Source organism: Streptomyces sp. NPDC088707 (assembly GCF_044752725.1).
In the GTDB taxonomy this organism is placed as follows: domain Bacteria; phylum Actinomycetota; class Actinomycetes; order Streptomycetales; family Streptomycetaceae; genus Streptomyces.
Window position 1 is genome coordinate 97,879 of sequence record NZ_JBIVLV010000002.1, and the last position, 24,682, is coordinate 122,560.

Annotated in this window: 28 protein-coding genes and 1 riboswitch; of the genes, 12 read left to right on the forward strand and 16 right to left on the reverse strand. The window is 72.7% G+C overall.

Annotated elements, in window-relative coordinates:
• Positions 1–115: 115 nt before the first annotated feature.
• From ACIP84_RS07865 to bioB, 8 genes are all read right to left on the reverse strand, one after another.
• Positions 116–1,135, reverse strand: a complete 1,020-nt coding sequence (locus ACIP84_RS07865; RefSeq protein ID WP_401795916.1) for a hemolysin family protein — start codon at positions 1,133–1,135, stop codon at positions 116–118.
• Positions 1,132–2,475: a hemolysin family protein gene (locus ACIP84_RS07870; protein ID WP_355958318.1), complete on the reverse strand. Its 1,344-nt coding sequence runs from the start codon at positions 2,473–2,475 to the stop codon at positions 1,132–1,134. The genes ACIP84_RS07865 and ACIP84_RS07870 overlap by 4 nt, the downstream gene beginning before the upstream one ends.
• Positions 2,476–2,697: 222 nt before the next feature.
• The gene (locus tag ACIP84_RS07875) at positions 2,698–3,123 is read right to left on the reverse strand and encodes a GNAT family N-acetyltransferase (RefSeq protein ID WP_401795919.1); all 426 of its coding nucleotides are present in this window, start codon (positions 3,121–3,123) and stop codon (positions 2,698–2,700) included.
• Between the two features lie 63 nt (positions 3,124–3,186).
• The gene (locus ACIP84_RS07880) at positions 3,187–3,852 is read right to left on the reverse strand and encodes a class I SAM-dependent methyltransferase (RefSeq protein ID WP_355958321.1); all 666 of its coding nucleotides are present in this window, start codon (positions 3,850–3,852) and stop codon (positions 3,187–3,189) included.
• A gap of 10 nt (positions 3,853–3,862) precedes the next feature.
• Positions 3,863–4,207 carry a VOC family protein gene (locus ACIP84_RS07885; RefSeq protein ID WP_355958323.1) on the reverse strand — a complete coding sequence of 115 codons (345 nt, stop codon included), beginning with the start codon at positions 4,205–4,207 and terminating at the stop codon, positions 3,863–3,865.
• 186 nt (positions 4,208–4,393) lie between these two features.
• A complete protein-coding gene (bioD, locus tag ACIP84_RS07890) occupies positions 4,394–5,128 on the reverse strand; it encodes a dethiobiotin synthase (RefSeq protein ID WP_401795923.1) in 735 nt (244 codons plus the stop codon).
• Between the two features lie 34 nt (positions 5,129–5,162).
• Positions 5,163–6,443, reverse strand: coding sequence for an adenosylmethionine--8-amino-7-oxononanoate transaminase (locus ACIP84_RS07895; protein ID WP_401795926.1), 1,281 nt, complete (start codon positions 6,441–6,443; stop codon positions 5,163–5,165).
• Positions 6,436–7,698, reverse strand: a complete 1,263-nt coding sequence (gene bioB / locus ACIP84_RS07900; protein ID WP_401795929.1) for a biotin synthase BioB — start codon at positions 7,696–7,698, stop codon at positions 6,436–6,438. Before bioB ends, ACIP84_RS07895 begins: the two co-directional genes overlap by 8 nt.
• Before the next feature lie 143 nt (positions 7,699–7,841).
• On the opposite strand from bioB, the gene ACIP84_RS07905 reads away from it, so the two are divergent.
• Together ACIP84_RS07905 and ACIP84_RS07910 are read left to right on the forward strand one after the other, a co-directional pair.
• The gene (locus ACIP84_RS07905) at positions 7,842–9,023 is read left to right on the forward strand and encodes an 8-amino-7-oxononanoate synthase (protein ID WP_401795932.1); all 1,182 of its coding nucleotides are present in this window, start codon (positions 7,842–7,844) and stop codon (positions 9,021–9,023) included.
• Between the two features lie 157 nt (positions 9,024–9,180).
• Positions 9,181–9,618: an ATP-binding protein gene (locus tag ACIP84_RS07910; protein WP_355958330.1), complete on the forward strand. Its 438-nt coding sequence runs from the start codon at positions 9,181–9,183 to the stop codon at positions 9,616–9,618.
• A gap of 75 nt (positions 9,619–9,693) precedes the next feature.
• Here ACIP84_RS07910 and ACIP84_RS07915 read toward each other — a convergent pair whose 3' ends face one another.
• From ACIP84_RS07915 to ACIP84_RS07925, 3 genes are all read right to left on the reverse strand, one after another.
• Positions 9,694–10,170: a C40 family peptidase gene (locus ACIP84_RS07915; protein ID WP_355958331.1), complete on the reverse strand. Its 477-nt coding sequence runs from the start codon at positions 10,168–10,170 to the stop codon at positions 9,694–9,696.
• 3 nt (positions 10,171–10,173) lie between these two features.
• A riboswitch (cyclic di-AMP (ydaO/yuaA leader) is annotated at positions 10,174–10,380 on the reverse strand.
• 314 nt (positions 10,381–10,694) lie between these two features.
• Positions 10,695–11,000: a hypothetical protein gene (locus ACIP84_RS07920; RefSeq protein WP_355958333.1), complete on the reverse strand. Its 306-nt coding sequence runs from the start codon at positions 10,998–11,000 to the stop codon at positions 10,695–10,697.
• A 7-nt stretch (positions 11,001–11,007) separates the two neighbouring features.
• The gene (locus ACIP84_RS07925) at positions 11,008–11,631 is read right to left on the reverse strand and encodes a ClpP family protease (RefSeq protein ID WP_401795937.1); all 624 of its coding nucleotides are present in this window, start codon (positions 11,629–11,631) and stop codon (positions 11,008–11,010) included.
• 58 nt (positions 11,632–11,689) lie between these two features.
• On the opposite strand from ACIP84_RS07925, the gene ACIP84_RS07930 reads away from it, so the two are divergent.
• Positions 11,690–11,968, forward strand: a complete 279-nt coding sequence (locus ACIP84_RS07930; RefSeq protein ID WP_355958336.1) for a type II toxin-antitoxin system Phd/YefM family antitoxin — start codon at positions 11,690–11,692, stop codon at positions 11,966–11,968.
• A 133-nt stretch (positions 11,969–12,101) separates the two neighbouring features.
• Here the strand turns inward: ACIP84_RS07930 and ACIP84_RS07935 are convergent, their stop codons facing one another.
• Complete coding sequence (locus ACIP84_RS07935) at positions 12,102–13,109, reverse strand: ABC transporter permease (protein WP_401795940.1); 1,008 nt, start codon at positions 13,107–13,109, stop codon at positions 12,102–12,104.
• A 105-nt stretch (positions 13,110–13,214) separates the two neighbouring features.
• On the opposite strand from ACIP84_RS07935, the gene ACIP84_RS07940 reads away from it, so the two are divergent.
• From ACIP84_RS07940 to ACIP84_RS07975, 8 genes are all read left to right on the forward strand, one after another.
• Positions 13,215–13,835, forward strand: coding sequence for a TetR/AcrR family transcriptional regulator (locus ACIP84_RS07940; RefSeq protein WP_401795943.1), 621 nt, complete (start codon positions 13,215–13,217; stop codon positions 13,833–13,835).
• A 161-nt stretch (positions 13,836–13,996) separates the two neighbouring features.
• Complete coding sequence (locus tag ACIP84_RS07945) at positions 13,997–14,299, forward strand: urease subunit gamma (protein ID WP_030316690.1); 303 nt, start codon at positions 13,997–13,999, stop codon at positions 14,297–14,299.
• A 13-nt stretch (positions 14,300–14,312) separates the two neighbouring features.
• On the forward strand, positions 14,313–14,690 hold the full coding sequence (locus ACIP84_RS07950) for an urease subunit beta (protein ID WP_401795946.1): 378 nt from the start codon (positions 14,313–14,315) through the stop codon (positions 14,688–14,690).
• Positions 14,683–16,404: an urease subunit alpha gene (locus ACIP84_RS07955; protein WP_401795949.1), complete on the forward strand. Its 1,722-nt coding sequence runs from the start codon at positions 14,683–14,685 to the stop codon at positions 16,402–16,404. The genes ACIP84_RS07950 and ACIP84_RS07955 overlap by 8 nt, the downstream gene beginning before the upstream one ends.
• Complete coding sequence (locus ACIP84_RS07960) at positions 16,404–17,069, forward strand: urease accessory protein UreF (RefSeq protein ID WP_401795952.1); 666 nt, start codon at positions 16,404–16,406, stop codon at positions 17,067–17,069. Before ACIP84_RS07955 ends, ACIP84_RS07960 begins: the two co-directional genes overlap by 1 nt.
• Positions 17,070–17,088: 19 nt before the next feature.
• A complete protein-coding gene (ureG, locus tag ACIP84_RS07965) occupies positions 17,089–17,766 on the forward strand; it encodes an urease accessory protein UreG (RefSeq protein WP_401795954.1) in 678 nt (225 codons plus the stop codon).
• Positions 17,763–18,506 carry an urease accessory protein UreD gene (locus ACIP84_RS07970; RefSeq protein WP_401797069.1) on the forward strand — a complete coding sequence of 248 codons (744 nt, stop codon included), beginning with the start codon at positions 17,763–17,765 and terminating at the stop codon, positions 18,504–18,506. The genes ureG and ACIP84_RS07970 overlap by 4 nt, the downstream gene beginning before the upstream one ends.
• Positions 18,507–18,697: 191 nt before the next feature.
• Entirely contained in the window at positions 18,698–20,278 is a 1,581-nt protein-coding gene (locus ACIP84_RS07975) for an alpha/beta hydrolase (protein ID WP_355958349.1), read from the forward strand.
• A gap of 52 nt (positions 20,279–20,330) precedes the next feature.
• On the opposite strand, the gene ACIP84_RS07980 is transcribed toward ACIP84_RS07975, so the two are convergent.
• Positions 20,331–21,368 carry an NAD-dependent epimerase/dehydratase family protein gene (locus ACIP84_RS07980; protein ID WP_401795958.1) on the reverse strand — a complete coding sequence of 346 codons (1,038 nt, stop codon included), beginning with the start codon at positions 21,366–21,368 and terminating at the stop codon, positions 20,331–20,333.
• 99 nt (positions 21,369–21,467) lie between these two features.
• Positions 21,468–22,151 (reverse strand): lysophospholipid acyltransferase family protein, encoded by a 684-nt coding sequence (locus ACIP84_RS07985; RefSeq protein ID WP_355958482.1) that lies wholly within the window; start codon positions 22,149–22,151, stop codon positions 21,468–21,470.
• A gap of 79 nt (positions 22,152–22,230) precedes the next feature.
• Here ACIP84_RS07985 and ACIP84_RS07990 point away from each other — a divergent pair, with 79 nt between their 5' ends.
• Positions 22,231–23,256, forward strand: a complete 1,026-nt coding sequence (locus ACIP84_RS07990; RefSeq protein ID WP_401795961.1) for a DUF3048 domain-containing protein — start codon at positions 22,231–22,233, stop codon at positions 23,254–23,256.
• Positions 23,257–23,282: 26 nt separating this feature from the next.
• Here the strand turns inward: ACIP84_RS07990 and ACIP84_RS07995 are convergent, their stop codons facing one another.
• Both ACIP84_RS07995 and ACIP84_RS08000 read right to left on the reverse strand, forming a co-directional pair.
• A complete protein-coding gene (locus ACIP84_RS07995; protein ID WP_355958493.1) occupies positions 23,283–23,495 on the reverse strand; it encodes a hypothetical protein in 213 nt (70 codons plus the stop codon).
• Between the two features lie 184 nt (positions 23,496–23,679).
• Positions 23,680–24,627 carry a cytochrome c oxidase assembly protein gene (locus ACIP84_RS08000; RefSeq protein ID WP_355958355.1) on the reverse strand — a complete coding sequence of 316 codons (948 nt, stop codon included), beginning with the start codon at positions 24,625–24,627 and terminating at the stop codon, positions 23,680–23,682.
• Between the last annotated feature and the right edge of the window lie 55 nt (positions 24,628–24,682).

The window sequence follows — 24,682 nt, forward strand, 5'->3', positions numbered from 1 at the left end:
GCGGGGAGATCATACCGCGCGGTATGCGCGGCCCTCCGCCGGAGCCCTTCCCCCCTCGACGGGGAGGGCCCCGGGAACGCGCGTTCCCGGGGCCCTCCTCTACCGGTGTCCGGTGCTACGGCGCCGCCGGGCGGCCCACCAGCTCCCGCAGCACGTCCTCCATCGCCACGAGGCCGGCCGGCTTGCCGTCCTCGTCGAGCACCGCCGCCAGATGCGTCCGGCTGCGGCGCATCGCCGTCAGCACGTCGTCCAGCGGCGTGGCCGCGCGGACCCGGGCGATCGGCCGCAGCGCGGACACCGGGAACGGCTCGTCGCGCGGCGAGGCGTCCAGGGCGTCCTTGACGTGCAGATAGCCCAGGATCCTGCCCTCCTCGTCCACCACGGGGAAGCGCGAGTAGCCCGTCCGGGCCGACAGCGCCTCCAGCTCGCCCGGACTCGTACCGACCCGCGCGTACACGACCTTCTCCGCCGGCATCACGACATCCCGTACGGGACGGCGGCCCAGCTCCAGGGCGTCGTGCAGCCGCTCGGCGGCCCGGTCGTCGAGCAGACCCGCGTCCCCGGCGTCGGTGACCATCCGGGCCAGCTCGTCGTCCGAGAACGTCGCCGCGACCTCGTCCTTGACGTCCACCCGCAACAGCTTGAGCAGCACGTTGGCGAAGGCGTTGATCGCGAAGATCACCGGCCGCAGTGCCCGCGCCAGCGTCACCAGCGGCGGGCCGAGCAGCAGCGCCGTACGCGTCGGCTCCGCCAGCGCGATGTTCTTCGGCACCATCTCGCCCAGCAGCATGTGCAGATACGTGGCCACGCTCAGCGCGATCACGAACGAGATCGGGTGGACCAGGCCGTGCGGCACGCCCACCGCGTCGAAGACCGGTTCGAGCAGGTGCGCGATGGCCGGCTCGGCGACGATGCCGAGCACCAGGGTGCAGAGCGTGATGCCGAGCTGGGCCGCGGCGAGCAGCGCGGAGACGTGCTCGAGGCCCCAGATGACGCTGCGCGCCCGCCGGTTCCCCTCCTCGGCCAGCGGCTCGATCTGGCTGCGGCGCACCGAGATCAGGGCGAACTCGGCGCCGACGAAGAAGGCGTTGACGACCAGGGTCAGCAGACCGATCAACAGCTGGATCACGATCATCGGCCGGCCTCCCCGGTCTCGTCCTGGTGCTCCTGGGACGCGGGCGCGTGCAGCAGCACGCGCGCGGCGCGACGGCCCGAGGCGTCCACGACGTCGAGCCGCCAGCCGTCCAGCTCCACGCTGTCCCCGACGGCGGGGATACGGCCCAGCTCGTGGGCGACGAATCCCGCGAGCGTCTCGTACGGACCGTCCGGCACCCGGAGGCCGATCACCTCCACCTGGTCGGTGCGGGCGGCTCCGTCGGCGGACCAGAGCTCACGCCCGTCCGCGTCCTCGCCGGCCCGCGCCAGGTCCGGCGTCTCGTGCGGGTCGTGCTCGTCGCGCACCTCGCCGACGACCTCCTCGACGATGTCCTCCAGGGTGGCGACCCCGGCGGTACCGCCGTACTCGTCGATGACGACGGCCATCGTCTGCTTCCCGGACAGCCGGTCGAGGAGCCGGTCCACGGTCAGCGTCTCGGGGACGAGCAGCGGCTCGCGCAGCAGCTCGCCGATCCGGCGGTGGCGCCGCTCCTCGGCGGGTATGGCCAGGACGTCCTTGATGTGCGCGATACCGACGACCGCGTCGAGGCTGCCCCGGTAGACGGGGAAGCGGGAGAGGCCGGTGGCCCGGGTCGCGTTGGCGACGTCCTCTGCGGTGGCCTGCACGTCGAGTGCGGTGACCTGCACGCGGGGCGTCATCACGTTCTCCGCGGTGAGCTCCGCCAGGTTGAGGGTACGGACGAACAGCTCGGCCGTGTCCGCCTCCAGGGCGCCCTCCTTCGCGGAGTGGCGGGCGAGCGCCACCAGCTCCTGCGGGGAGCGCGCCGAGGCCAGTTCCTCGGTCGGCTCCATGCCGAGCCGGCGCAGGATCCGGTTCGCGGTGTTGTTGAGGTGGCTGATCAGCGGCTTGAAGGCGGCGGTGAACACCCGCTGCGGGGGGGCGACCACCTTCGCGACCGCGAGCGGCGAGGAGATCGCCCAGTTCTTGGGGACCAGTTCGCCGACCACCATCAGGACGACGGTCGACAGGGCGGTGCCCAGGACCAGCGCCACCGACGAGGCGACCGAGGCGGAGAGGCCGAGGTCCTCGAGGGGACCCCGGATCAACTTGGCGATCGACGGCTCGGACAGCATGCCGACGACCAGGTTGGTGACGGTGATGCCCAGCTGGGCGCCGGAGAGCTGGAAGGTCAGTGACCTGACGGCCTTGAGCGCTCCCGCCGCACCTCGCTCACCACGCTCGGCGGCGTCCTCCAGCTCGCGGCGCTCGACCGTCGTCAGCGAGAACTCGGCCGCCACGAACGCACCGCACGCGACGGAGAGGAGGAGCGCCAGGAGGAGCAGAAGCACTTCGGTCATCGGTTCACCTCCGTCCCATGATCAGTCAGGGGGAGGGGGAATGCTCGATGTCGGCTGTCGTGGCCGGTGCTTTCGGGAGCAGTACGGAGATCAGTACTACTGGGAGGCTCGCCCATGGGCGGACGCTCACACCTTTCGGTCGTCGGGTCGTCTGAATGAGAGACCATGGTAAAGGATCGGCAAAACAGCGGGGTGACCGGCCCCGGGGCCGGTCGGTGCCACTCAGTCCGTGAGCGGCTTCACCCAGCGGCGCCAGTGGTCCTGGCGACCGTACCCGGCCGCCCTCCACAGCCGCTGCCCCGTCTCGTTCGCCTCCAGGACCATGGCGTCCGCACGCCGTCCGCCGAGCGCGAGGAACCGTTCCTCGGCCGCGCGGAGCAGCGCGGTGGAGATGCCCCGGCGACGGTACGAGGGCAGGACCGCAAGGCGGTAGAGGGAGGCGCGCCAGCCGTCCCAGCCGGCGATGACGGAACCCACGATCCGGTCGTCGGCGACCGCGAGGAGGAGCGCCTCGGGGTCGCGTTCGACGAGCCGGGTCACCCCGTGCAGGTCGTCCGAGACGGAGGTCCCCTCGGCGGACTCCTTCCAGAAGGCCAGCACGGCCTCGGCGTCGTCGGGGGTGGCGGCACGTATCTTCGGAGCGATCATGGCCGGATCCCATCACGCGGGGCCGGACCGTCGCCAGGATCTCCACTCTGCGGGACGGCGCGGCTACCGCCGGGCCGAGCCCAGGACACACGGCGAGGAGGGCAGCCGCGGCCCCTTCTCCGGCACGTCGAACGAGCGGTACGGGCCCAGGGTGAAGCCGGCCGCCTCGATCGCCGCGAGCGGGGCGCGGGACGTGTGGCAGCCGCCGAAGAGCAGCGGCCAGACCGTCTTGTCGAGACCTCGCTGCACCCGCGCGAGGCCGGGCGTGTCGGCCAGGCCGTGCTCGAAGAACCGCAGCTCGGCGCCGGGGCGCAGCACCCGGTGCAGCTCGGCCAGGGCCTGCGGGAGGTTCCGTACCGTGCACAGCACGAGGGAGGCCACCCCCGCGTCGAAGGAGGCGTCCTCCAGGGGCAGCGCCTCGGCCGTGTCCGGAAGCACGGTCACCGGGACCGGGGACCGGAGCGCGGCCTCCTGGGCCAGCCGCCGGAGCCGGGCCTCGGGTTCGAGGGCCACCACCTCGGTGACACCGGCCGGGTAGTGCGCGAAGTTCAGCCCGTTGCCCGCCCCGATCTCGATCACCCGGCCGGACAGCCCGGCGAGCAGCTCGGCCCGCAGTGCGCCGAGCCCGCCCTTGGTGTCGGCGGACACGCTGAACCGGGCGTAGAAGCGGGCGAACAGCGGATGGTGGACGCCGGGCGAGGCGGGTGACGGAGTGTTCGGCGGTGTCATCGGAGCCTCCTCAGCCCGTCACGAAGCAGAACTCGTTGCCCTCCGGGTCCTGCATGACCTGGAAGGAGCCCTGCTCGTCGGTGACGAGGCCGCCGACCCGGGACGCGCCCGCGCGCTGTGCCTCGTCGGCGGCCGGGACCGGGTCCTCGACCTCCAGGTCGAGATGGACGCGGTTCTTCACGGCCTTGCCCTCCGGCACCCGCTGGAAGGCGAGCCGGACGAAGTCCGGCGGGTCCACGTACGACCAGGCGTCGCTCCGGTCGACCGGAGCACCGCCGAGGAGCCCTGCCCAGAACCGGACCAGAGCGGCCGGATCGGCACAGTCGAAGACGATCTCCTGAACGTGAGCGCGCATGCCTCCAGCCTACGGACCGGAGGCACGCGCGTCCCTCGATACGGGGCCCCACCGCCACGAAGCCAGCGGGCTCAGCGCCGCCGTCCAGCCGCCACGGAGCCCCCGCGTCCAGCCGCCCTCCAGCCGCCACCCGGAGCCCCCGCGTCCAGCCGCCGTCCAGCCGCCACGGAGCCCCCGCTTCCCGCGCTACGAGGCTCCCGCGTACGGCTCCGCGAACCGCTCCCGGAACGCCTCCGCCTCCCACGTGCCGCCGAGCGCCGGCCCCAGCCAGCCGCCCGCCGCCGCCCGGAACTCCGCCGGGCCGAGCGACCCCGACCCCTCCGGTACGGCCCCGAGGAGCGGCGCGTCCGCCTCCCGCGGCAGGTCCGCCAGGTTGCAGCGCATCGCCAGGTCCGGCGCGTCCGGCCAGCTGCCGATCACCACGCCCAGCTGCTCGATCCCGCGCGCCCGCAGCGCCTCCGCCGTCAGGGTCGAGGAGTTGAGCGTCCCCAGACCGGCGGGGACGACCACCAGAACGGGCGCGCCGAGCAGCGCCGCCGCGTCCGCGAGGGTCCCGCCCTCCTCGTCGAAGCGGACGAGCAGCCCGCCCGCCCCCTCCACGAGCACCAGGTCGTACGCGGCGGCCAGCCGCCGCGCGGCCTCGGCGACCTCCGCGGGCCCGACCGGGGCGAGTCCCGCCCGCCGGGCCGCCGTCCCCGGGGCCAGCGGCTCGGGGAAACGGCCCAGTTCGGCGGAGCCCGCGGCGCCCGAGAGCCGTACGACCTCGTCCGCGTCACCGCGCTCGTCCGGCCCGACGCCGGTCTGCGCGGGCTTGAGGACGGCGACCGTGCGGCCGGCGGCGGTGGCGACGGCGGCGACGGCGGCGGTCACGACGGTCTTGCCGATCTCCGTGCCCGTACCGCTGACGACGATGATTCCCACAGTTCTCCCCGTTCTCCCGTTTCCCGTTCTCCGGTCAGCCCGCGACCGCCGCCGCGCGCACCGCGGCGCAGATGCGGGCCAGGTCCTCGTCGCCCGTCACGTACGGCGGCATCGTGTAGATCAGGTCGCGGAACGGGCGCAGCCACACGCCCGCCCGGACCGCCGCCTCCGTGGCCGCGGCCATGTCGACGTCGTGGTCGAGCTGGACGACGCCGATGGCACCGAGCACCCGCACCTCGCGCACACCGGGGAGTTCCGCGGCGGGGGCGAGCCCCTCGCGGAGTCCCGTCTCGATCCGCTTGACCTCCAGCGCCCAGTCCTGGGACATCAGCAGGTCGATCGAGGCGCAGGCCACCGCGGCGGCCAGCGGATTGCCCATGAAGGTCGGCCCGTGCGCCAGGACGGGAACCTCGCCGCGCGAGATGCCCTCGGCGATCTCCGTCGTGCAGAGCGTGGCCGCCATCGACAGGTATCCGCCCGTCAGCGCCTTGCCCACGCACATCACATCGGGCGAGACGCCGGCCTGGTCGGCGCCGAACAGCGTGCCCGTACGGCCGAAGCCGGTCGCGATCTCGTCGAAGATCAGGAGGACCCCGTGCTCGTCGCAGGCCTCACGGAGGACACGCAGGTACTCGGGCGGGTGGAACCGCATCCCGCCCGCGTTCTGCACCACCGGCTCCACGATCACCGCCGCGACCTCGTCCGCGTGGAGGGCGATCTGCTCCCGCAGCATCCGGGCGTACGACTCCTCGTACGTGACCGGCGGCGCGTCGACGAAGACCTGGCGCTGGAGCACGCCCGACCACAGCTCGTGCATCCCGCCCTCGGGGTCGCACAGCGACATCGGCTGCCAGGTGTCCCCGTGGTAGCCGCCGCGCCAGGTCATCAGGAGCTGCTTGCCCGGCCGGCCCACCGAGCGCCAGTACTGCAGACACATCTTGGCCGCGACCTCGACGGACACCGAGCCGGAGTCGCTGAGGAAGACGTGCTGGAGGGGCTCCGGGGTGATCTCGACCAGGCGGGTGGCGAGCCGCACGGCCGGCTCGTGGGTGAGCCCGCCGAACATGACGTGGCTCATCCGGTCCAGCTGGCCGTGCGCCGCCTCGTTGAGGACGGGGTGGTTGTAGCCGTGCAGCGCCGACCACCACGAGGACATGCCGTCGATCAACTCGCCCTGGCCGTGCACCGGTTCAGCCAGCCGGAGCCGGACACCCGACGCGGACTCGACGACCAGCGGATCGACGCGGCCCGGCATGGGCCCGTACGGATGCCAGACGTGCGCCCGATCCAGGGCGAGCAGTTCGTCGTTACGCATTCGGGGCGAGCTCCGTCCCGGCACCACGACGGCGCACGGCCACGAGGTCGGGACGGGCGCCCGGCACCTCGCTCGCGGGCTCGGCGGCGGGCTCGGCCGAGGGGGCCGCCTGCGCGTGACCGCCGCAGGGACCGCAGCCGCCACCGGCCTCGGCGTGCGAGCCGCAGCCGGCGCCCTCCGCCGCGTCGTGCGAGCCGCAGCCCGCCGACGCCTGGGAACCGCAGCCGCCGCCCGCCGCGGCGAGCGCGTCCGCGCGGTGCTTCGGGAGCGTCGTCGTGCCGGCGCCCTCCACCTCGAAGCCCGCGTCCGCGATCATGTCCAGGTCGGCCTGGCCGGCCTGGCCCTCGCTCGTCAGGTAGTCGCCGAGGAAGATCGAGTTCGCGATGTTCAGCGCGAGCGGCTGCATCGACCGCAGGTGCACCTCACGGCCGCCCGCGATCCGCACCTCGACGTCGGGGCAGACGAACCGCACCATCGCCAGGATCCGCAGACAGCGCTGCGGGGTGAGGTTCCACTCCTTGGCGAGCGGCGTCCCCTCGAAGGGGATGAGGAAGTTGACCGGCACCGAGTCGGAGTCGAGCTCGCGCAGCGCGTACACGACGTCGACGAGGTCCTCGTCGGTCTCGCCCATGCCCGCGATCAGACCCGAGCAGGCCGACAGACCGGCGGCGTGCGCCTTCTGCACGGTGTCCACCCGGTCCGCGTACGTGTGGGTCTTGGTGATCCCGGCGTACGTCGCCTCGGACGTGTTCAGGTTGTGGTTGTACGCGTCGGCGCCGGCCTCCTTCAGCCGCTCCGCCTGGCCGTCCGAGAGCAGCCCCAGACAGGCGCACACCTCGACGCCCTCGTTCTGCTCCTTGATGGCCTCGATGGTCCTGCCGACCCGCTCGACGTCCCGGTCCGTCGGACCGCGGCCGCTCGCGACCAGGCAGACCCGCTTGGCCCCGCCCGCGACACCCGCGGCGGCGGCCTGCGAGGCCTCGTCCGACTTCAGCCAGGTGTACTTGAGGATCTCGGCCTTGGAGCCGAGCCGCTGCGAGCAGTACGAGCAGTCCTCGGGGCACAGGCCCGACTTCAGGTTCACCAGGTAGTTGAGCTTCACCCGCCGCCCGAACCACTGACGGCGCACCTTGCCGGCCGCCGCCACCACATCGAGCAGTTCGTCGTCGGAGGTCGCCAGGACGGCGAGCGCTTCTTCACGGGTCGGCAGCTCGCGCCGCAGCCCCTTCTCCACCAGCGTGTTCAGCAGGTCCATAAGCGCTGATCCTTGCCTACCGCCCACCCCCGGGCCAAGGAGGATCCGAACAAACGCCCCGGATAGAGGTGTGTGGATGACCACATCCCGACCTCGGCATCCTCCGGTTAGGGTCTGTGCGCTGCCTACAAAAGGATCGCCGAATGCCACAGGCCGACGACGTACGGGCCGTGGGCCCCCGCCGTACCGCGTTCGACTGGACCGACGCCGAGGCGCGCCGCCGGGCGGACGCCGGTCTCGTCCGTACGCTGCGGCCACGGGCCGCCGAGTCGGACCTGCTCGACCTGGCGGGCAACGACTACCTGGGCCTCACCCGCCGCCCGGAGGTCACCGAGGCGGCGGCCGACGCGGCGAGGCGCTGGGGCGCCGGCTCCACCGGCTCGCGGCTGGTCACCGGCACCACCCGGCTGCACACCCGGCTCGAGCGCGAGCTCGCCGAGTTCTGCGGATTCGAGGCGGCCCTCGTCTTCTCCTCCGGCTACACCGCCAACCTGGCCGCGCTCACCGCCCTCGGCGGCCGGGACTCCCTGATCGTCTCCGACGCCTCCAACCACGCCTCGATCGTGGACGGCTGCCGGCTGGCCCGCGCCGAGACGGCCGTCGTGCCGCACACCGAACCCGAGGCCGTACGCAAGACCCTCGGCGCGCACCCGGGGCGGCGGGCCCTGGTCGTCAGCGACTCCGTCTTCTCCGTCGACGGCGACAAGGCCCCGCTGCCGGAGCTCGCGGAAGCCTGCCGCGCGCACGGCGCCGGACTCGTGGTGGACGACGCCCACGGCTTCGGCGTCCTCGGCGAAGGCGGTCGGGGCGCCCTGCACGAGGCCGGACTCGCGGGCGACGAGGACGTCGTCGCCACCCTGACCCTCTCCAAGTCCCTCGGCAGCCAGGGCGGTGCCGTCCTCGGCCCGGCCCGGGTGATCGAGCACCTGGTGAACGCGGCCCGCACGTTCATCTTCGACACCGGTCTCGCCCCGGCCGCCGCGGGCGGCGCCCTCGCGAGCCTGCGTCTGATCCGGGCCGAACCGGGCCTCGCCGGGCGGGCCCGTACGGTCGCCGGCACGCTGTACCGGCTGCTCACCGAGGCCGGTCTCACGGCGGCCCGGCCCGACGCGGCCGTCGTCTCGGTGCGCGCCCCCTCGCCCGAGGCGGCCCTGCGCTGGGCGGCGGACTGCCGCGAGCAGGGTCTGGCGGTCGGCTGCTTCCGGCCCCCGTCCGTCCCCGACGGCATCTCGCGGCTGCGGCTCACGGCCCGCGCCGATCTGACCGACGCGCAGATCGAGCACGCGGTACGGACGATCCTGCGCACCGCGCCCGAAGCCGAGTAGAACCCAAGAGCGGGCCCGCGCAGCAGAGTTCACCGCTTCGGGCGACAGATGGGGACATATCTTGGTGGAACGCCGCGCGGCGCGGCACGATCGGTGGCACTCTGACGCGAAGCGCAATCCGGGGCGGTGGCCCCGGTGGGAAAGGGACAGCGTCGCCATGGCAGATCACCAGGAAGCATCCGTCACGCTGCCGAGCGAACCCGCCTCGGTCCCCACGGCCCGGCGTTACGTCGCGGACGTCCTCATGGGCTGGGGTCTGGACGACGCCGCGGACCTCTCGGACTCGATCCGGCTCATCGTCTCCGAGCTGACCACCAACGCCGTCCTGCACACCCTCGGCCAGTCGCCCACCTTCACGGTGGACGTCCGCCTGGAGCGCGAGGAGCGGCTCCACATCGGCGTCACCGACAGCCATCCGCGCCGGCCGCGCCGCCTCCCGGCGGCCGTCCAGCAGGACAACGGGCGCGGCATGGTCATCATCCGCGTCCTCGCCGCCGAAGCCGGCGGCCGTCTGTCGGTCACGCCGACCGAGGACGGCGGCAAGACGGTCTGGATCACTCTCCCGTGGACCGTGGCGCCCGTGGCGAGCTGTTAGGTCCCGTTCCGTCGGCCAGGGGTACGGCGGCGCCACCGCACCCCCCCCCACGGACGAACCGCTACCGCCGCCTGATCAGCGGACGCGGCCGTAGTAGACCTTCGACGACCAGATCTTGTCGAGCTTCACCCAGGAACCCGTCTTGGGCGAGTGCCAGATCCTGCCGCTGCCGGCGTAGATGCCCACGTGGTAGACCCTCCCGCCGGAGTGGAAGAAGACCAGGTCCCCCTTCTGCCTCGTGGAGGCGGAGATGTGCCGGGTCTTGTTGTACTGCTGCTGCGCGGTGCGGGGCAGCGACTTGCCCGCCTTCTTGTACGCGTAGAGCGTCAGACCGGAGCAGTCGAACCTCGAGGGCCCGGTGCTCCCGTACCGGTACGGAGCTCCCTTCTTGGACGCGGCGACGCTCAGTGCCTTGTTCGCGTGCGTGGTGGCTGCCTGGGCCTCCGTTGCCGCACCGGGTGCGAACAGCGTGCCGCCGACGGCGGCGAGGGTGAGAGCCGAGACGGCTCCGGCCCGGGACAGCAGGGACGGGACGTGCATCTGCGCAGTCATGCGCAACCCTTCGTCAGCCGCCTGCGAAGGATGACCTGTCGGGTTCGGGCTGGCGAAGATGCCCGGCCGCTGACGCGGCTTCACCCCAAGGGACGGCCTCGCTGCCGGAACAGCGCGTACGCCCCGTAAAAATCGGGTCCTCCACTCCTGCCGATCCAATCCTGTCGACCAGACGTCCGGGACAGCGGCAGGACTCGGCGTCCGCCCGGACCGCCCCGCCGCGGCGGCGGGGGCTTGTCGTCGACAGGGATCTTGACCCACACCCGGGTCGAAATCCGAGCTGAAACGGCGATATGTGAGGCTCCTCACGACTGATCCATACGGGTGGACAGGGAGCCTTTGTGATCTTCGGAGGTTTGCCCTACGAGCCCCGCACCAGGGGTGGAACGTCCCATTCCGCCAAATGCGTACACCTGTTGTGCAAGTCACCCGGCACATATGTCGACTCGTCGACTACGCCGAACGGAGGAGTGATTCTGCGGTGCGCGTCGGCCGTCCGGCCCTCGACACGACACGCGGATATGTCAACTCGCGGGGGTGCGCCGGACGGTGACGCGGTCCGCTCGGCGCTCACCGTCCAACACCCTGAGCGCACGCGCCAGCGTGTCCGCGTGTACCTCGCTCTCGCCCCGCATATGCATCAGCGTCAGGGCCTGGAGCAGCGCCTCGGTCCGCCCCACCAGGGCTTGTGCCGCGCGCAGTGCGCCATAGGTATGCGAACCCCTGGATGGATTGATCTTCCCGAGGAGGTCCACCACTTCGAGGTAGGCGTCGACGAGTTCACCTTCGGCGCGGGTCAGCGCGGGCAGCGGAGGCAGCTCGGGAACCACGGCCGGCTCATCCCGCCGTACCGCCGGCGCCCGCGCGCCGGTTCGTGATCACGTGGTCCACCAGGCCGTACGCGACCGCCGCCGGCGCGTCCAGGACCGTGAGGCGGTCGAGGTCGGCGTCGACGCGCTCCCGGTCCCGCCCCGTGTGCTCGGTGAGCATCCCCGCCATCAGCGCGCGGAGGCGGAGCAGTTCACGGGCGTGGAGGTCGAGGTCGCTCGGCTGACCCTGGAGCGGCTCGTCCATGGCGGGCTGACGCAGTGTGATCCGGGCGCCCGGGAGCATCATGCGCTTGCCCGGGGTGCCGGCGGAGAGCAGTACGGCGGCGGTGGAGACGGCCTGGCCCAGGCAGGTGGTCTCCACGTCGCAGTGGAGCGAGCGCATCGTGTCGTAGATCGCGGTCATGGCGCTGATCGAGCCGCCGGGGGAGTTGATGTAGAGCGAGATGTCCTGTTCGGGGCCCGCGTGGTCCAGATACAGGAACTGGGCGATGACGTCGTTGGCCGACGTCTCGTCGATCGGCGTCCCGAGGAAGACGATCCGGTTCGAGAGGAGCTTCGAGTAGGGGTCGAGGGTCCGGGTCCCGTAGCTGGTGCGCTCCGTGAACTCGGGCAGGACGTGGCGAGCATCCATGGCGGGTACCTCCATCTGTAAAAAATGTACAGGACGTACAACCCGTAAGATGGGGAGCATGACCTACGAGATCCCGGTGACGCAAGCGCGAGCCGAGCTCGCCGACCTGATCAACCGCGTCGTCTACGGTGGCGAGCGCGTCGTCGTCACCCGCCACGGGAAGCCGCTGGTCGCCCTGGTCTCCGCCGCTGACCTGGAGGAACTCGAGGCGGCCGAGAAGCCCGTCGACGAGCAGGTGGTCAGCTCGGTCTCCGGCCTCCACTCCCTGGACTCCGCTACCGGCGAACAGCGCCGCTTCGGCATCGCCGCCCACCACCGCGAGCCCGGCGTCTCCTGAACCCTCTCCGGCGGACCGCGCCGCCCGCCGCCCCTCGCCCCTCCCGCGCACACCGAAAAGCCGCGTGCCCCCGTCCGCTACAGCGGGGGCACGCGGCCGTCTTCGTTCGCGCGCAGGCCTCGGTGGGCCGGGATCAGCCCGCGCGTGCGGGGACCGGGGCCGCCGTCACGGACGCCGGCTCCACGGGTGCGGTGCGCCTCCGGGCGCCGATCAAGGTCGCCGTGAGGCCCGCCGCCGCCCAGAGGGCAAGGACCAGGACCGGTCCGCCCGCCGCCGCGCCCTCGAAGGAGGAGACGGACCGGAGGGCCGAGCCCGCGGCGCCCGGCGGCAGCCACTGACCGAGGGTGCCCACGGCGGTCGGCAGGAGTTCCGGCGCGCTCGACAGGCCCGAGAACGGGTTGCCGAGCAGGATCATCAGCAGCGCCCCGATCCCGAGGCCCGGCTTTCCCACGAGGGCCGCGAGCCCGGCGAACGTCGAACCGATCGCCAGGACGGTGAGGCCCAGGATCCCGGCCTCGGCCCACCAGTTCCCGCCCAGCGCGCCGAGCCAGCTGTGGGCGAGCGCCGCGCCGACGACGCCCGCGAGCGCCGCGGCGCCGGTGAGGGCGGCGGCCGCCCGCCCGCCGCGCAGGCCGAGGAGGGTCGTCACGACCCCTGCCGCCGCTCCGGCCAGGGCGAGCGGCAGCAGACTGGAGGCGAGCACGGCCCCGCGCGGGTCGCCCGCCGGGGCGGCGACCACATCCGTGACCTGGAGCTTCGTGCCCTCCGGGGCCTGTGCGGTCATGGCCTCGCGCAGGAGCCCGGCCACCACGGGGCTCGCCGCCGAGGCGGTCAGGAGTTCCGTGCCGCCGGGGGTCACGACCACCGCTCCGTATACATCGCGGTCCTCTATCGCGGCGCGGGCCGCGGCCTCGTCCGCGTAGCGGTGGACCTCGAAGGCCCCCTCGTGCCGGGCGATGCCCTGTTCCAGGGCGGTGACCACCGTGGCGGGTCCCGCGACGCCGATCGGCAGGTCGCGGGGGGCCGTCCGGGCCGCGGGCCACGCGAATGCCCAGAGGGTCAGGGCGACGACGACGGGGATCAGGACCATCACCGCGATGGTCCTGCGCCCCGCGCCGAGGGCGGTGGCGTTGGCGGACATGGGGTCCTCGATTCAAAGAGAAGGATCGTTCGTTTTTATATGTCCCTCACTGTCCTGCGGGGGCCGGAAGTTGTCAAGAATGAATATTCGTTTTAGGTTCGGGGCATGGCTCGTGTCTCCCAGGAACACCTCGACGCCCGGCGGCGCCAGATCCTCGACGGCGCGGCGCGCTGCTTCGCCCGCAACGGCTTCCACGCCACCTCGATGCAGGACGTGCTCGGTGAGGTCGGTCTGTCGGCCGGCGCCGTCTACCGGTACTTCCGCGGCAAGGACGAGATCATCGCGGCCATCGCGACCGAGGCCTTCGCCGGGATCAGGAGCGCCTTCGAGGAGGCGTCCAAGGCCACGCCGCCGCCCACCCCCGACGTACTGATCGGCGCGGTGCTCCGGCTCTTCCTCGAAGAGCGGATCGAGGGCGCCGACCGGCAGGCCTTCGCACGTCTGATCATCCAGGTGTGGACCGAGACCCTCCGCAACGACCAGCTCGCGCGGACCCTCGCGGAGGGCTACAACGGCATGCGGGTCGTCTGGGCGGACCTGGTCGCCCTCTACAAGAAGAGCGGCATCCTGTCCGCCGACGTTCCCGCCGACCATGTGGCCCGCACCCTGATCGCCGTCGTCCAGGGCTTCATCGCCCAGCAGGCCCTCTTCGGCGACGTCGCCGTCGACGTACTGGAGGACGGGCTCCGCGGTCTGATGTCCATGTCGGTCGACCCGATCCGATGATCATGAAAGAGCAAAGCCGCAGTTAACGAGCCGGAAAAACTTCCGCCCTAACGTGCAATGTCTGGCCGCGCGCCGCATCTCCGCAGTTCAACAAGGTGTTGACGGTCGGTAGGGTCCGCAGCTGTCCGGGTGTCCCCGGTCGACGACTGTGAGGTGGAAGAGTGCAACTGAGCCCGCACGAACAGGAACGCCTGCTCATCCATGTGGCCGCGGACGTGGCCGCCAAGCGCCTGGCCCGGGGTGTGCGCCTCAACCACCCCGAGGCCGTCGCCCTCCTCACCTCCCACATCCTCGAAGGCGCCCGGGACGGTCGCACCGTCGCCGAGCTCATGGCCTCGGGACGCAAGGTGCTCACCCGCGACGAGGTCATGGACGGCATCCCCGAGATGATCCACGACGTCCAGGTCGAGGCCACCTTCCCCGACGGCACCAAGCTCGTCACCGTCCACGACCCCATCGTCTGAACGGGCCGCGCCGATGATCCCCGGAGAGATCCTGTACGCGGACGGCCCCGTCGCCCTCAACGAGGGGCGCCCCGTCACGCGTCTGACCGTGCTCAACGCCGCCGACCGGCCCGTCCAGGTCGGCTCCCACTACCACTTCGCCGAGGTCAACCCCGGCCTGGACTTCGACCGCGCCGCCGCGCACGGGCAGCGGCTGCACATCGCCGCCGGTACCGCCGTCCGCTTCGAGCCGGGCATCCCCGTGGAGGTCGAACTCGTCCCGCTCGCCGGCCGCCGGATCGTGCCCGGCCTGCGCGGCGGCACGGCGGGCCCGCTCGACCCGACCGACCGCGCCGGCGAACCCACCGGGGCCGGCGAACCCACCGAGGCCGAGGGGGCCGACCGTGCCTGACCTGCACCGCGCCGTCTACGCCGACCTGTTCGGCCCCACCACCGGCGACCGCATCCGGCTCGCCGACACCGATCTCCTCGTCGAGATCGAGGAGGACCGCAGCGGTGGCCCCGGCCGCGCCGGCGACGAGGCCGTCTTCGGCGGCGGCAAGGTCATCCGCGAGTCCATGGGCCAGGCGCGCACCACCCGCGCCGAGGGCGCCCCCGACACCGTGATCACCGGCGCCGTGGTCATCGACCACTGGGGCGTCGTCAAGGCCGACATCGGCATCCGGGACGGCCGGATCACCGCCCTCGGCAAGGCCGGCAACCCCGACACCATGGACGGGATCCATCCCGACCTCGTGATCGGCCCCGAGACCGAGATCATCGTCGGCAACGGCCGGATCGTCACCGCCGGTGCCGTCGACGCCCACGTCCACTTCATCTCGCCGACCGTCGTCGAGCAGGCCCTCGCCACCGGCGTCACCACCCTTGTCGGCGGCGGTACGGGACCGGCGGAGGGCACCAAGGCGACCACGGTCACGCCCGGCCCCTGGCACACGGCCAGGATGTTCGAGGCCCTCGACACCTTCCCGGTCAACATCGGTCTGCTCGGCAAGGGCAACACCATGTCCCGGGAGGCCATGCACTCCCAACTGCGCGGCGGAGCACTGGGATTCAAGATCCACGAGGACTGGGGGGCCACCCCCGCCGTCATCGACGCCTGCCTGGGCGTGTGCGAGGAGACGGGCGCCCAGCTCGCCATCCACACCGACACCCTGAACGAGGCCGGCTTCGTCGGCGACACCCTCGCCGCCATCGCCGGGCGCACCGTCCACGCGTACCACACGGAGGGCGCGGGCGGCGGCCACGCCCCCGACATCATCACGGTGGTCTCGGAGCCGTACATCCTGCCCAGCTCCACCAACCCGACCCGGCCGCACACCGTCAACACCATCGAGGAACACCTCGACATGCTGATGGTCTGCCACCACCTCAACCCGGCCGTTCCCGAGGACCTCGCCTTCGCCGAGTCCCGGATCCGGCCCTCCACCATCGCCGCCGAGGACGTCCTCCACGACCTGGGCGCCATCTCGATCATCTCCTCCGACTCCCAGGCCATGGGCCGTATCGGCGAGGTGGTCATGCGCACCTGGCAGACCGCCCACGTCATGAAGAAGCGACGCGGCGCCCTGCCCGGGGACGGCCGCGCGGACAACCACCGTGCGCGCCGCTACGTCGCCAAGTACACGATCAACCCGGCGGTCGCCCAGGGCATGGACCACCTCATCGGCTCCGTCGAACCCGGCAAGCTTGCCGACCTGGTGCTGTGGGAGCCCGCCTTCTTCGGGGTGAAGCCGCTCACCGTCCTCAAGGGCGGCCAGATCGCCTACGCGCAGATGGGTGACGCCAACGCCTCCATCCCCACGCCCCAACCCGTGCTGCCCCGGCCGATGTTCGGGGCGCTCGGCAAGGCGGCGGCGGCCGGCTCGGTCAACTTCGTCGCACAGGCGGCGATCGAGGACGACATCGCGCAACGGCTCGGCGTGCACAAGGAGTTCGCCGCGATCGGCAGCACCCGCCGGGTGTCCAAGGCCGACATGCGGGAGAACGACGCGATGCCCCGGGTCGAGGTCGACGCCGACACCTTCACGGTCACGATCGACGGCGAAGCGGTCGAACCCGCCCCCGCCGCCGAACTGCCCATGGCCCAGCGCTACTTCCTCTTCTGATGACGAGCCGCTCCGCACTCCTGGTGCTCGCCGACGGGCGGTTCCCCGCCGGCGGGCACGCCCACTCCGGCGGCGCCGAGGCCGCCGTCAGAGCCGGCCGCGTCCGGGACGCGGCCGGGCTCGAAGCCTTCTGCCGGGGCCGGCTGCACACCACCGGGCTCACCGCCGCCGGGCTCGCCGCCGGGGCCGCGCACGGACTCGACCCGGGCGAGCTCGACGCGGCCGCCGACGCCCGCACCCCCTCGCCCGCCCTGCGTGCCGCCGCCCGCAAGCTCGGCCGGCAGATGATGCGGGCGGCGCGCGCCGCCTGGCCGTGTGCCGAACTCGACGCGCTCGCCGGAGCATTCCCGCGCGGCGCCCATCAGCCCGTCGTCCTCGGCGTCGCAGCCCGCGCCGCCGGGCTCGGCCCCGAGGACGCCGCGCACTGCGTCGCGTACGAGACCGTCAGCGGTCCCGCCACCGCCGTGGTCCGGCTGCTGAGCCTGGACCCCTTCCAGGCCACCGCCGTCCTCGCCCGCCTCACCCCCGCCATGGACCTGGTCGCCGAGGAGGCCGCGCGGGCCGCCCGGCAGGGCGTCGACGCCCTGCCCGCGGCCTCCGCGCCCCTCCTCGACATCACCGCCGAACAGCACGCGTCCTGGCCCGTCCGCCTCTTCGCATCCTGAGAACCACTGGAGCCGCCCCATGCACCTCGACCACGGTCACACCCACCACGGCGCCGTCTCCGCCGACGCCCACCGCCCCGACGGCACCCGACGCGCCCTGCGCATCGGGCTCGGCGGGCCGGTCGGCTCGGGCAAGACCGCCACCGTCGCCGCCCTCTGCCGGGTCCTGCGCGACACCCTCTCCCTCGCGGTCGTCACCAACGACATCTACACCCGCGAGGACGCCGAGTTCCTTCTCCGCAACGCCGTCCTGCCGCCCGAGCGGATCCAGGCGGTGGAGACCGGCGCCTGCCCGCACACCGCGATCCGCGACGACATCTCCGCCAACCTCGAAGCCGTCGAGGAGCTGGAGGACACCGTGGGTCCGCTCGACCTCATCCTGGTCGAGTCCGGCGGCGACAACCTCACCGCCACCTTCTCCAAGGGACTCGTCGACGCCCAGATCTTCGTCATCGACGTGGCCGGCGGCGACGACATCCCGCGCAAGGGCGGCCCCGGCGTCACCACCGCCGACCTCCTCGTCGTCAACAAGACCGACCTCGCCCCGTACGTGGGCTCCGACCTGGAGCGGATGGCGCGCGATGCCAAGGAGCAGCGCGGCGACCTGCCCGTCGCCTTCACCTCGCTGCGCGCCGAGCACGGCGTCGCCCCGGTCGCCGACTGGGTCCGGGCCCAGCTCGGGGCATGGACCGCGTGAGCCTGCGCGCCACCGCCCGGATCGCCGCCGACGCCGACGGGGGCCTGCCGCTGCTCGTGAGCGACGGGCCCCTCGCCCTGCGCCGGACCAGGGCGTCCGGACCGTACACCCGGGTCACCGTCGTCGGGGCGATGAGCGCGCCGCTCGGCGGTGACCGGCTCGCCGTCGAGACCGAGGTACGGGACGGGGCCAGGCTTCTGGTCGACTCGGCCGCCGCCACCCTCGCCCTGCCGGGCCGGAGCGCCGAGCCGGCCGCGTACGACGTCCGGATCACCGTGGGCGAGGGCGGGGTGCTCCGCTGGCTGCCCGAGCAGGTGGTCTCCGTGCACGGCTCCCACCTGCGGATGCGGACCGTCGTCGAACTCGCGGCCACGGCCCGGCTGGTGCTCCGCGAGGAGCAGATCCTCGGCCGGCACGGCGAACCGCCCGGCACCCTCGTCACCCGCCTCACCGTCCGGCGCGCCGGGCGTCCCCTCCTCGACCAGGAGCTGGCCTTCGGCCCCGGGTCCCCCGGTGGCTGGGACGGCGGCGCGGTCCTGGGCGGCCATCGGGCCACCGGGCAGCTCCTCGTCGTCGATCCGGCGTTCGCGGAGAAGCCGGTGGGGCCGAGGCTGCTCGGCGAGCACGCCGCCGTCACCCCGCTCGCCGGACCCGCGGCCCTCGCCACCGTCGTCGCCCCGGACGCCCTCGCGGTCCGGCGGCTGCTCGACTCCGCTCTGTCCGAACTCGCCCCGTTCTGACGAGTTCTGACCGTATCTGCGGGTACCGCCGAGAGGTCACCGCTCAGCGGTACACCGTTCACCGGTTATTGGTTCGGCAAAGAAACACGTGTTCGCCCTTTCATCGGGTGCCCCCGGGACGAAAGGATCCCCCGGACAGCCAACACACAGCGCCGCCACGGGGGGTGGTGCTCATCTTGGGGGAGTACACGTTGAGACGTACGGCAGTGCTCGGCTCGGCCGGCACCCTGATAGCGGGCACGCTCGTCGCGGGCGCGCTCGCGGCCCCGGCGGCGAACGCCGACAGCAACCGCCACCTGCGTGACGCCGAGTCGATCGGCGTCGCCGTCGCGGCGGCGCGGGCCGCCCAGGCGGGCATCGACTGGCAGGACTGTCCGGCCGACTGGGGCCTCGAGAAGCCGATCCAGTGCGGCTGGGTCACCGTCCCCGTCGACTACGCCAAGCCCAACGGCAAGAAGATCAAGATCGCGGTCGACCGGATCAACGCCACCGGCACCCCCGCCGAGCGCCAGGGCGCGCTCCTCTACAACCCGGGCGGCCCCGGCGGCTCCGGCCTGCGCTTCCCGCGCCGGGTCACCACCAAGAACGCGATCTGGGCGGGCGCCGCCAAGGCCTACGACTTCGTGGGCTTCGACCCGCGCGGCGTCGGCAAGTCGGCCCCCATCTCCTGCGTCGACCCGAGCGAGTTCGTCAAGGGCCCCAAGCTCGACCCGGTCCCCGACAGCGAGGCCGACAAGCGCGCGCAGCGCAAGCTCGCCGCCGAGTACGCCAAGGGCTGCGCCGAGAAGAGCGGCGACATGCTGCCCTTCATGAACACGCCCAACACCGCGCGTGACCTCGACGTCATCCGCGCCGCCCTCGGCGAGCGGAAGCTCAACTTCGTCGGTGTCTCCTACGGCACCTACCTCGGCGCGGTCTACGGCACCCTCTTCCCGACCCACGTCCGCCGCATGGTCCTCGACAGCGTCGTGAACCCGTCGACGCGCAAGGTCTGGTACGAGGTCAACCTCGACCAGGACATCGCCTTCGAGGGCCGGCTCAAGGACTGGATGACCTGGGTCGCCCAGAACGACGCCACCTACCACCTCGGCGACACCCTGGCGGAGGTCCAGCAGCAGTGGGTGACCCTGCGCGCCGCCGCCAAGAAGGCGCCCCTCGGCGGCAAGGTCGGCCCGGCCGAGCTCATCGGCTTCTTCCAGAACGCCCCGTACTACGACTCCATGTGGGCCCCGGTGGCCGAGGCCTGGAGCGCGTACGCCGCGGGTGACCCGCAGCCGCTCATCGACAACGCGGCCTCGGACCCGACGGACACCGCCGGCAACGCCGCCTCGGAGAACGGCAACGCCGTCTACACCGCGGTCGAGTGCGCCGACGCCCCCTGGCCGACCAGCTGGAAGAAGTGGGACCGGGACAACAGCCGGCTCCACCAGCAGTACCCCTTCATGACCTGGGCCAACGCGTGGATGAACCTGCCGTGCGCCACCTGGTCCGCGCCGCGCCAGCGCCCGACCGAGGTGAAGACCGGCAAGGGCCTGCCGCCGGTGCTCATCGCCCAGTCCGAGCGCGACGCCGCCACCCCGTACGAAGGCGCCGTCGAGCTGCACAAGCGGTTCAAGGGCTCGCGCCTCATCACGGAGAAGGACGCCGGCTCGCACGGCATCACCGGCCTGGTCAACCCGTGCCTCAACACCAAGGTCGAGGCCTACCTCCTGACCGGCAAGCTGGACGCCAGGGACCAGACCTGCGCCCCGCACGCCACCCCGAAGCCGTAACACGCTGACGGCCCGGTGAGGGGAGGGACACCCGTCCCTCCCCTCACCCGTGTCACCCCCGCGACGCCAGCCAGGCGTCCTCCGCCGCGTAGTCGAAGAAGTCCACCCCGTACTTCGCGAGACCCGGGAAGGCCTCCCGCCAGTCGCGGCCCTCCACCCGCTCGGTCAGCCACGCGACCGTCTCCGGCAGCGAGTCGGCGTACGACACCACCGGCCGGTACCCCAACTCCCGCTCCGCCGCGCCCATGTCGTAGACCACGGAACGCGGCGCCGTCCACGGGGTGGACCCCACCATGTCCCGCGGCGGTGCGCCCTCGATCAGCACCGTCTCGCTGCTGACGCCCATGACCGCGTCGACCGCCGCCCCGATCTCCGCCACCGTCGGTGCCTCCGGGTCGCCGCCGTTCAGCACCCGGCTGCCCGGGTTCGCCGCCGCGAGCCGGACCAGCTCCGCCAGGTTGTCCACGTGCACCGGGTGGAACCGCGAGGCCCCGCCGTACGCGAGTATCCGCACCGGCCGCCCGTCGAGCGCCCGCTTGACGAACCACAGCTCCCGCGGACCAGGGGAGTGCGGCCCGTGGATCGCGCCCGCCCGCAGCACCGTCGTCGGCAGGGCGTCGCCCGCCGCCAGCAACTCCCGCTCCAGCGCCACCTTCCGCGTGCCGTACGACGTGTCGCCGGGCGCCACCGTCCGCCAGTCCTCCGGGATCGGCAGCGGGTAGTCGGGGAAGCCGTCCGGCCGGTCCTGCGTGTCGAAGCCGCGTCCCTGCTCGTCCTCGTAGACGGCGCCGCTGGACACCACCACCGCCGAACCGATCCGGTCCGCGAGCCCCGTCAGCTGCCGGCCGTGCCCGGCGTCGTACGCCACGATGTCCACCAGCACATCGCACCCGTCGCCCAGACCGGCCGCCAGCGCGCCCTCCTCGGTCCGGTCGAGCGCCACCGACCGGACCTCGGCCGGCCACCTCTCGTCCCTGCCGCCGCCCCGCGAGGCGGCCGTCACCTCCCAGCCGTCCGCGGCGAGCGCCCGCACGGCCGCCCGCCCCACCTGTCCCGATCCACCCAGCACGAACGCGGTTCCCTTGGTCATGATCGAGACGCTACGACCGTCAGGCGCGGCGGCCCAGGGCATTGCGCCGAGCGCGGATCCGCTCACAGCGTTCCCGCCCGGGGAACTCGCGGCCGGGCCTCAGCCGTCGGCCTCCGCCGCCTTCACCACCGCCGCGTAGTCGTCCACGTACTCCTGCCCGGACAGCCGGAGGATCTCGTACATGATCTCGTCGGTCACCGCGCGGACCACCGCCCTCTCGCCCGCCGACCCGGCGAACCGGGAGAAGTCCAGCGGCGCCCCGAACCGGATGGTGACCCGGCGGATCCTCGGCACGACCTTCCCCGGCGGCTGGATCTCGAAGGTCCCCACCATCGCGCAGGGCACCACCGGCACCCCGGCCGTCAGCGCCATCACCGCCACGCCCACCTTCCCCTTGTAGAGCCGCCCGTCGTGCGAGCGCGTGCCCTCCGGGTAGATGCCGAGCAGCTCACCCTTCCCGAGCACCCCGAGGCCCTCCCGGATCGCCGCCTTGCCGGCCTCCTTGCCCGAGCGGTCGACCGGGATCTGCCCGGCCGCCCGGAAGAAGGCGGCCGTGAGCCGGCCCTTGATCCCCGGCCCCGTGAAGTACTCCTGCTTCGCCAGGAAGGTGATCCGCCGGTCGAGCACCACCGGCATCAGGAAGTGGTCCGAGAAGGAGAGGTGATTGCCCGCGACGATCGCCGCACCCTCCTCCGGGATGTGCTCGAGACCCTCGATGCGCGGCCGGAACAGCAGCTTCAGGAGCGGTCCCAGCAGTACGTACTTCATCAGGTGGTAGAACACCCGCGACCCCCGTTCGTCGTCCGTCAAGCCCGTTGTATCCGTGCGCGGCCCCGTGGTCCACTGGTGGGGGAGCGTCACCATGACACGCGAGCGCGGAGCCAGGCGCCCCGGCCGCGTCCTCACCGCCCTGCTGTGCGCGGTGGCGGCGGCCGGGCTGTACGGCTGCTCCGACCCGGGCTCCCCGGAACCGGCCCCCACGCCGACACCCGCGCCCACCACGCCCGCGCCCGCCACCACGGCCCCCGCCCAGACCGGCCGCTCGCCCTTCACCGGGCTCCCGGCGCGGTCCGGCCCCGTCCTCGCCGTCAAGATCGACAACGTGGCCGCGGCCCGCCCCCACACCGGGCTCGGCGCCGCCGACCTCGTCTACGTCGAACAGGTCGAGGGCGGTACGACCCGGCTCCTCGCCGTGTACTCCTCCCGCCTCCCCGAGCGCGTCGGCCCCGTCCGCAGCGCCCGGGAGTCCGACATGGAGCTGCTCGGCGCCTTCGGCCGGCCCGTCCTCGCCTACTCCGGGGCGCAGTCCGCCCTGAACCCGCTGCTGTACGCCGCGCCGCTCCACCCCGTGACCGAGACCACCCGCCCCGGCGCCTTCCTGCGCTCCCCGGACCGGGCCGCCCCGCACAACCTCTACCTGCGCCCCGCGCGGGCCCTCGCCACCGTCCCGGAGCCCCAGGACGCCCGGGACATCGGCTTCCGCTTCGGCCCCGCCCCGGCGGGCGGCACCGCGGCCGGCTCCGAGACCGTCCGCTACCCGGCGGCCCGCTACACCTTCACCTGGTCCGCCTCCGACCGGACCTGGCGGGTGGCGATGGACGGCCGCGCGGCACGCGCCACGGACACGGGGCCCCTCGCCCCGTCGACCGTGGTCGTCCAGCGCGTCGCCGTCCGGCCCTCCCGGTTCCACGACGTCACCGGCGCGGTGTCCCCGTACACCGAGACCGTCGGCAGCGGCACCGCGCTCGTCCTGCGCGACGGGCGCGCGTACGAGGCCCGCTGGTCCCGTACGGCGGCGACGTCGGGCACCACGTTCACGACCCCGGGCGGTGAGCCGCTGGCCTTCGCACCGGGGCAGGTCTGGGTGGTCCTCGCACCGCGGAACTGAGGGCGCGGCCGGACGACCGGGCCCGCTCAGGGGCTCGCCGCGCCCGGGCCGGCAGGCGGTCGGCGGCGCGGGCCCGCCGGGGTCGCGCTGTCCGACGCGGCCATGCCTATCGTCGCCACGGCGAGCACCACCGAGCCGAACCAGAGCCAGCCGCTGCTGCCGAGCGCCACCGTGTAGGCCGTCGTGAGCACCACCGCGGCGCAGGTCAGCACCGCCATCGTCTTCGTGCCACCGGACATCAGTCCGCCCTCCTCCCGACCGAGGTCGTGGAAGCCGTCCAGCCCATCGTGACCCCCTGAGAGGGGCGCGCGCTACTCCCAGGACGCTCCGGCGTGCGCCGGAGAAGGAGCCGGGCCCGGCACCGGACCCCGTCAGAGGTCCCGCGCCGGGCCCGAAGAGGGACCGCTCACCGCACGCCGGTCGTCACCGCTTGGCCTGGAGCGAGGCGAGATACGCGTTGTACGCCTCCAGCTCCTTGTCCCCGTCCCGGTCGGCGGCCCGGTCCTGGCGGACCGCCTGCCGCTGCTCGGAGTGGTACCACTGGTAGACCAGCGCGATCAGCACCAGCACCGACGGGATCTCGCTGAACGCCCACGCGATGCCGCCCGCCGCGTTCTGGTCGGTGAGCGCGTTGATCCCCAGCGAGGCCGGCGGGTTCTCGTACGCCTTGACCATCGGCTCCGAGGCCATCATCAGCGCGATGCCGAAGAAGGCGTGGAACGGCATGCCCGCGAACAGCTCCAGCATCCGCATCACGTAACCCGGCCGGTGCGGGCCGGGGTCGACGCCCATGATCGGCCAGAAGAAGACCACGCCCACCATCAGGAAGTGGACCATCATCCCGATGTGGCCCGGCTTGGAGCCCATCAGGAAGTCGAAGAGCGGCGTGAAGTACAGCCCGTACAGGCTCGCGATGAACATCGGGATCGTGAAGCCGGGGTGCGTGATCACCTTCATGTAGCGGCTGTGCAGCAGCTTCAGAAGCAGCTCGCGCGGCCCCGTCGAGCCCCGCCCCGCCACCGGCAGCGCCCGCAGGGCCAGCGTCACCGGCGCGCCGAGCAGCAGCAGGATCGGCGACAGCATGGAGATCACCATGTGCTGCACCATGTGCACGCTGAACATGACCATGCCGTAGTCGTTGAGCCTGGTGCACATGACGAGCGCGACGGTCAGCACGCCGACCGTGAAGAACACCGTCCGGCTCACCGGCCAGGCGTCCCCGCGCCGCCGCAGCCGCGCCACGCCCCAGCCGTACAGACCGAGCGCCGCGAGGCAGCCGATCAGGAAGAACAGGTCGGGAGAGAACTCCAGGCCCCGTCCCAGCGTGAACGGCGGCAGATCCGTGGTCATGCCGTGCCCGCTGTGATCCATCGTGAGTACTCCTGGAGCCCGATTCGCGCTTGATGTCCGCACCAGACTAGAACCG

What these genes read in the sequence shown, in the direction of transcription:
- ACIP84_RS07875 (WP_401795919.1), bottom strand. Translation starts at nt 3,123, where the DNA reads ATGATCGCTCCGAAGATACGTGCCGCCACCCCCGACGACGCCGAGGCC.
- ACIP84_RS07865 (WP_401795916.1), bottom strand. Translation starts at nt 1,135, where the DNA reads ATGATCGTGATCCAGCTGTTGATCGGTCTGCTGACCCTGGTCGTCAAC.
- ACIP84_RS07895 (WP_401795926.1), bottom strand. Translation starts at nt 6,443, where the DNA reads ATGCGTAACGACGAACTGCTCGCCCTGGATCGGGCGCACGTCTGGCAT.
- ACIP84_RS07885 (WP_355958323.1), bottom strand. Translation starts at nt 4,207, where the DNA reads ATGCGCGCTCACGTTCAGGAGATCGTCTTCGACTGTGCCGATCCGGCC.
- ACIP84_RS07935 (WP_401795940.1), bottom strand. Translation starts at nt 13,109, where the DNA reads ATGTCCGCCAACGCCACCGCCCTCGGCGCGGGGCGCAGGACCATCGCG.
- ACIP84_RS07915 (WP_355958331.1), bottom strand. Translation starts at nt 10,170, where the DNA reads ATGACTGCGCAGATGCACGTCCCGTCCCTGCTGTCCCGGGCCGGAGCC.
- ACIP84_RS08000 (WP_355958355.1), bottom strand. Translation starts at nt 24,627, where the DNA reads ATGGATCACAGCGGGCACGGCATGACCACGGATCTGCCGCCGTTCACG.
- ACIP84_RS07880 (WP_355958321.1), bottom strand. Translation starts at nt 3,852, where the DNA reads ATGACACCGCCGAACACTCCGTCACCCGCCTCGCCCGGCGTCCACCAT.
- ACIP84_RS07905 (WP_401795932.1), top strand. Translation starts at nt 7,842, where the DNA reads ATGCCACAGGCCGACGACGTACGGGCCGTGGGCCCCCGCCGTACCGCG.
- ACIP84_RS07960 (WP_401795952.1), top strand. Translation starts at nt 16,404, where the DNA reads ATGACGAGCCGCTCCGCACTCCTGGTGCTCGCCGACGGGCGGTTCCCC.
- ACIP84_RS07870 (WP_355958318.1), bottom strand. Translation starts at nt 2,475, where the DNA reads ATGACCGAAGTGCTTCTGCTCCTCCTGGCGCTCCTCCTCTCCGTCGCG.
- ureG (WP_401795954.1), top strand. Translation starts at nt 17,089, where the DNA reads ATGCACCTCGACCACGGTCACACCCACCACGGCGCCGTCTCCGCCGAC.
- ACIP84_RS07925 (WP_401795937.1), bottom strand. Translation starts at nt 11,631, where the DNA reads ATGGATGCTCGCCACGTCCTGCCCGAGTTCACGGAGCGCACCAGCTAC.
- ACIP84_RS07910 (WP_355958330.1), top strand. Translation starts at nt 9,181, where the DNA reads ATGGCAGATCACCAGGAAGCATCCGTCACGCTGCCGAGCGAACCCGCC.
- ACIP84_RS07990 (WP_401795961.1), top strand. Translation starts at nt 22,231, where the DNA reads ATGACACGCGAGCGCGGAGCCAGGCGCCCCGGCCGCGTCCTCACCGCC.
- bioB (WP_401795929.1), bottom strand. Translation starts at nt 7,698, where the DNA reads ATGGACCTGCTGAACACGCTGGTGGAGAAGGGGCTGCGGCGCGAGCTG.
- ACIP84_RS07930 (WP_355958336.1), top strand. Translation starts at nt 11,690, where the DNA reads ATGACCTACGAGATCCCGGTGACGCAAGCGCGAGCCGAGCTCGCCGAC.
- ACIP84_RS07950 (WP_401795946.1), top strand. Translation starts at nt 14,313, where the DNA reads ATGATCCCCGGAGAGATCCTGTACGCGGACGGCCCCGTCGCCCTCAAC.
- ACIP84_RS07995 (WP_355958493.1), bottom strand. Translation starts at nt 23,495, where the DNA reads ATGTCCGGTGGCACGAAGACGATGGCGGTGCTGACCTGCGCCGCGGTG.
- ACIP84_RS07980 (WP_401795958.1), bottom strand. Translation starts at nt 21,368, where the DNA reads ATGACCAAGGGAACCGCGTTCGTGCTGGGTGGATCGGGACAGGTGGGG.
- ACIP84_RS07940 (WP_401795943.1), top strand. Translation starts at nt 13,215, where the DNA reads ATGGCTCGTGTCTCCCAGGAACACCTCGACGCCCGGCGGCGCCAGATC.